Here is a 5,041-nt window from a genome sequence, read left to right on the forward strand (position 1 = left end):
ATTGCTGACCGGGGTGCCCGCAAAGGCCACCGGCACCGTAAGCCAGACAAACTCGACGCCCTCTTCTTCGGCGTTCTGCACCTCGCGCTGGCTGCCCGGCATGTTGGCGCGGTCGCGCCGGTAAAGGCATTTGACCGATTCAGCGCCTTGGCGGATGGCGGTGCGCACGCAGTCCATCGCGGTGTCGCCGCCGCCGACCACCAGCACCCGTTTGCCCGCCGCGTTCAACTCGCCCGAATCGAAGGCTTCGACCTCATCGCCGAAATCCTTGCGGTTGGCGGCGACCAGGTAATCAAGTGCGCGCACGATGCCCGAAGCACCTGCGCCCGGTCCTTCCAATTCGCGAGTCTTATAGACCCCGGTGGCAATCAGCACTGCATCGTGGCGGCCCCGAATCGCATCAAAGCTCAGGTCCACACCGACATTGCAGTTGAGCACGAACTGCACCCCTGCCGCTTCCAGCTGGCCAATGCGTTGCATTACCACGTCTTTTTCCAGCTTGAAGCTGGGAATACCGTAGGTCATCAGGCCACCCGCGCGGTCGTTACGGTCATAGACCGTGACCTGCACCCCGGCGCGGCGCAGCACGTCGGCTGCCGAAAGCCCCGCGGGCCCCGCGCCGATGATGCCTACCGATTCGGCGCGTTCGGCGGCGGGGCGGATGGGCTTGACCCAGCCCATGTCCCAAGCGGTATCGGTAAGGTATTTTTCGATCGCGCCAATCGTCACGGTGCCGTGCCCTGATTGCTCGATCACGCAATTGCCTTCGCAAAGCCGATCCTGAGGGCAGATACGCCCGCAGATTTCGGGGAAGGTGTTGGTGGCCTGACTCAGCTCATAGGCTTCTTGCAGGCGGCCTTCGGCGGTCAGGCGCAACCAGTCCGGGATGTTGTTGTGCAAGGGGCAATGCGTCTGGCAGTAGGGCACACCGCATTGGCTACAGCGGCTGGCCTGCTCGGCAGACTTGGCGGCAGCGAACTCGCGATAGATTTCCTGGAAATCGGTGGTGCGCACCGAAGGATCGCGCTTCTCCGGCATCTCGCGCGCGAGGTTAACGAATTTCAGCATACGTTGCTTGGCCATAGCCGCGCCTCCCAATGGGCAAGATCCGGGTGCGCACCAATTACCGCGAGTGGCAGGGAATTAAAAGTCAGATATGCTGACCTAAAATGCGATAAATGCTGCTACCGCCGCCGCCGTCCGCACAAAATCTCGAAAAAAAGGTCAGCATGTATGCCATATAGCGCGGCCGATACCTCATGCCCCCGCAGCGCCACGAGTGATTCGCGCCCACGCGCGCAGGTCAGCCCAGCATTCCGGCCGCGGATAGCACCAACAAAAAGCCACCGAAAACCAAGCGATAGACCGCAAAGACGGTAAAGCGGTGGGTGCGAATATATCCCAGCAGCCATTTGACCGCGACAAAGGCTGTAACGGTGGAAACCGCAAACGCTACGCCGAGCGATGTCCAGCTTTCCATCGCGGCGCCGTCGCGGATTTGCTTGAGCATCTCGTAGCCGCTGGCCGCGAACATCGTGGGAATGCCGACCAGAAACGCAAACTCGGTCGCGGCCGCACGGTTTGACGTGCCCAGCAGCATCGCCACGAAAATCGTCGCGGCAGAGCGTGACGTGCCCGGAAATACCCCCGCCACCACCTGCGCCAGCCCAACCGCGATGGCCACCCGCATCGTGATTGCGCTGCTATCGGGCAAACGCTCGGCGAATCTCTCGGCGACAATCATCCAGATCCCGCCCAGCACCAGCGCCCATGCGATGGGGGCGATGCGCGTTGGCAACTCGAACCCGAGCTTTTTCGCCGTAAGGCCAAGCACTGCGGTCACCATAAACGCGACGGTGAGCTTGCCGAGATAGTCGCGGTTTTCGGGTTGGTCCAAACCGCTGAACAGCGCCACGATCCTGCGCCAGAACACCAGCGTCACCGCCAGAATCGCACCAGCCTGAATCGTGATATTGTAGCTGTCAGACCGCGCACCCAGCCAGTGCTCTGCCAAAAGCAGGTGCCCGGTGCTTGAAATCGGCAAGAACTCTGTGATGCCTTCAATCAGGCCCAGCGCGATATCGTTCAGATAATTCACGTTGGCCTCATCGGTTCAGCACGAAACTGCGACAGGTGAACGGCTTAGGTATTGTGCAGATTCCGCGCCGAAGCCTTGATCGAATCGTATTGCCCCGATGCGCGGAAGCGCCAGAGATAGCTGGGCAAAACGGCGTCCATCGGGGTCGGCTCGATGCCAAGATCGGCGAAACCGCGCGCATGTTCGCCCACCACGCTGTCGTGGCCAAGAAGCTTGAGCTGGTCGCGCGTCATCAACCGGTTGGTTATCAACCCACCCCAAAGATACTGGATGCTGTCAAACCACGCCGCCATCGCATAGGCCATCCAATGCGGCACATTGAACAGCAGCCGCTTGCGCATGGTGACTCCGAGCATCTTGCGCATCAGTGCACGCATCGTCATCACGTCGGGGCCGCCAAGCTCATAGGTGCCGCTTGCATTGCCCAGCACTGCCTGCACCGCCGCTTTGGCGACATCATCGACATAGACCGGCTGCATCCGGGTTTTCGGCGCCACAACCGGCAGCACCACGCCCCAACGCGCCATCATCGCGAACTTGTTGAAGAACTTGTCCTCGGGGCCAAAAATCACCGAAGGCCGCAAGATCACGGCTGAGGGGAAATCGGTTCGTACCGCAGCTTCGCCCGCGGCCTTGGTGCGGGCATAGGCGCAATCACTTGAAGTGGCAGCCCCCAAGGATGAGATGTGCACCAGCCGCGCCACACCCAACTGCGCCGCAATCCGTGCCACGCGCGCTGCGCCTTGCACCTGCACCGCGTCAAAGGTGTTCTTGCCTTCGCGCACCAGTATCCCGACACAGTTTACCACCGCGTCGGCCCCCTGCATGGCACCCCGAACCGAGGCATCGTCGCGCAGGTTGCAGCGCACAGGCTCGACTTGCCCGATGTCGCCGTAGGTGCGCACGAAAAGCGCTTCGTTATCGCGCCGCACCGCTACGCGTACGCGCCAGCCCTCTTGTGCCATGCGGCGGGCGATGTAACGCCCAACAAAGCCTGAACCGCCAAAAATGGTGACAAGTTTCGACATCGGCGCACGCCTTTCGCTCACGAAATCCGCCCTTTGATTAGCGCCATGCCCCAGTCACGACAAGGGTAAAGGGTGCCGCAGGCAAATGGCCGTGGAAATTGTTACCAGACCCCGTTGACTTCGCCAGAGCGCGTCGATAATCACCCCGCTCACGAACACCTGCCCAGGTGGCGGAATTGGTAGACGCGCACGGTTCAGGTCCGTGTGCCGCAAGGCGTGGAGGTTCGAGTCCTCTTCTGGGCACCATTATCCAATAGATATGTCAGCGGAATGACGCAGCGCAGCCGCGCGGCGTCACTCCGCTTTTCATACTTGCAAAAGGCTGCACATGCCTGCCTCCGCGTCCACGAATGACCAGATCCGTTCGCCGCGCCTTCTGCTTGCGGCGATTGCCACGATGCTGCTGCTGTCGTCGCTGGACCAGACCATCGTTTCTACGGCGTTGCCGACGATCGTGGCCGAACTGGGCGGTATCGACCATCTGAGTTGGGTCGTCACCGCCTATCTGCTGACCTCGACCGTGGTTGCGCCGCTTTATGGCAAGCTGGGCGATCTTTATGGCCGCAAGTTGATGATGCAGATTTCGGTGGTGCTGTTCCTGCTCGGCTCGGCGCTGGCGGGGCAGGCGACCTCGATGTTGTATCTGATTCTCGCGCGCGCCTTGCAGGGGGTCGGCGGTGGCGGGTTGTTCGTGCTGGCGCTGACGGTCATCGCCGATGTGGTGCCACCGCGCGAACGGGGCAAGATTCAGGGCATTTTCGGTGGAGTCTTCTCGCTTTCCGCGATCGCGGGGCCGCTGATTGGCGGCTACTTTACCCAGCATCTAACGTGGCGGTGGATCTTTTACGTCAACATCCCGCTCGGGATTTTTGCACTGGTGGTGTTTGTGCTGGCGTTCAAACCGACAGGCATCCGCACCGGGCACAAGATCGACTATCTAGGCGCTGTGCTGCTGACCGCCGCGCTTTCATCGGTGGTGTTGTTTACCTCGCTCGGCGGGCGCGGCTTTGCTTGGGACTCGCGCTTCATCCTCGGGCTGATCACGGCCGCGGTGCTGGCGTTGCCGGCGTTTCTTTTGGCCGAACGGCGCGCGAAAGAGCCGATTTTGCCGCTGGCGCTGTTCTCACATTCGACCTTCGTGATCTTCGTGCTGATCGGTGCCATCACCGCCGTGGGTATGTTCGGCGCCGCAACCTTCCTGCCGTTGTATCTACAGGTGGCCAAGGGCATGACCCCCACGGCATCGGGGTTGCAGATGGTGCCAATGATGCTTGGCACGATGGTTGGCTCTATCGGCTCTGGCCAGATCATGGGGCGTACCGGGCATTACCGCCGCTTGCCGCAGGTGGGCATGGCGGTGCTGACGCTGGGCATGTTGAGCCTGACACAGCTTCAACCCGATACCTCGCGTCTGGCGCTGGTGGCGATGATGGCGACGATCGGTGTGGGCATGGGGCCTGCGATGTCGGTGGGCACCACCGCTATCCAGAACGCGGTGCCGCGCCAGATGTTGGGCGTGGCGACCTCGGGGCTGACACTGTTTCGGCAGGTGGGTGGCTCGGTCGGGGTTGCCGTCTTTGGGGCGCTGTTTGCCTCGGGTCTGGCCGCGCACCTTGTCGGTCTGCTGCCACCGGGCACAGAAACGGGCTCGTTTGGCGCGGCGCAGGTGGCCGAATTGCCTGCCGAGGCACGCGCAGCCGTGGCCAAGGCGTTTACCGATTCCATGCACCCGATCTTTGCGATTGCGGCGGGGCTGGCCTTTGTGGCGTTTATACTGTCGCTGCTGATCGTCGAAAAACCGTTGGAAAACCGTACCGGGCGGCCCGACCGGAGGCGCGAGCATTGACGCGCCGCGCCCTGATCGGCAGAAGCATGAACCATAACCGAGCGCGTAGCCCGCGCCCGGCAAAAAGCG

General features: G+C 61.9%; 4 protein-coding genes and 1 tRNA gene. 2 read left to right on the plus strand and 3 right to left on the minus strand.

The window, feature by feature from the left end:
* From ABY403_RS13155 to ABY403_RS13165, 3 genes are all read right to left on the minus strand, one after another.
* On the minus strand, positions 1 to 1,083 hold a 1,083-nt coding region (locus ABY403_RS13155), incomplete at its 3' end, for an NAD(P)-dependent oxidoreductase (RefSeq protein ID WP_372841284.1).
* 220 nt (positions 1,084 to 1,303) lie between these two features.
* Positions 1,304 to 2,098 carry an undecaprenyl-diphosphate phosphatase gene (locus ABY403_RS13160; RefSeq protein ID WP_372841285.1) on the minus strand — a complete coding sequence of 265 codons (795 nt, stop codon included), beginning with the start codon at positions 2,096 to 2,098 and terminating at the stop codon, positions 1,304 to 1,306.
* A gap of 44 nt (positions 2,099 to 2,142) precedes the next feature.
* A complete protein-coding gene (locus ABY403_RS13165; RefSeq protein ID WP_372841286.1) occupies positions 2,143 to 3,126 on the minus strand; it encodes a complex I NDUFA9 subunit family protein in 984 nt (327 codons plus the stop codon).
* Positions 3,127 to 3,287: 161 nt separating this feature from the next.
* Here ABY403_RS13165 and ABY403_RS13170 point away from each other — a divergent pair.
* A tRNA-Leu gene (locus ABY403_RS13170) sits at positions 3,288 to 3,372 on the plus strand.
* A gap of 82 nt (positions 3,373 to 3,454) precedes the next feature.
* Positions 3,455 to 4,972, plus strand: coding sequence for an MDR family MFS transporter (locus ABY403_RS13175; RefSeq protein WP_372841287.1), 1,518 nt, complete (start codon positions 3,455 to 3,457; stop codon positions 4,970 to 4,972).
* Positions 4,973 to 5,041: the final 69 nt, after the last annotated feature.

The sequence above is a fragment of the Phaeovulum sp. genome (assembly GCF_041596715.1).
GTDB lineage: Bacteria > Pseudomonadota > Alphaproteobacteria > Rhodobacterales > Rhodobacteraceae > UBA6213.

Bases quoted from the DNA above. Each gene is read 5' to 3' on its own strand.
- ABY403_RS13175 (WP_372841287.1), top strand. From the start codon at position 3,455: ATGCCTGCCTCCGCGTCCACGAATGACCAGATCCGTTCGCCGCGCCTT.
- ABY403_RS13165 (WP_372841286.1), bottom strand. From the start codon at position 3,126: ATGTCGAAACTTGTCACCATTTTTGGCGGTTCAGGCTTTGTTGGGCGT.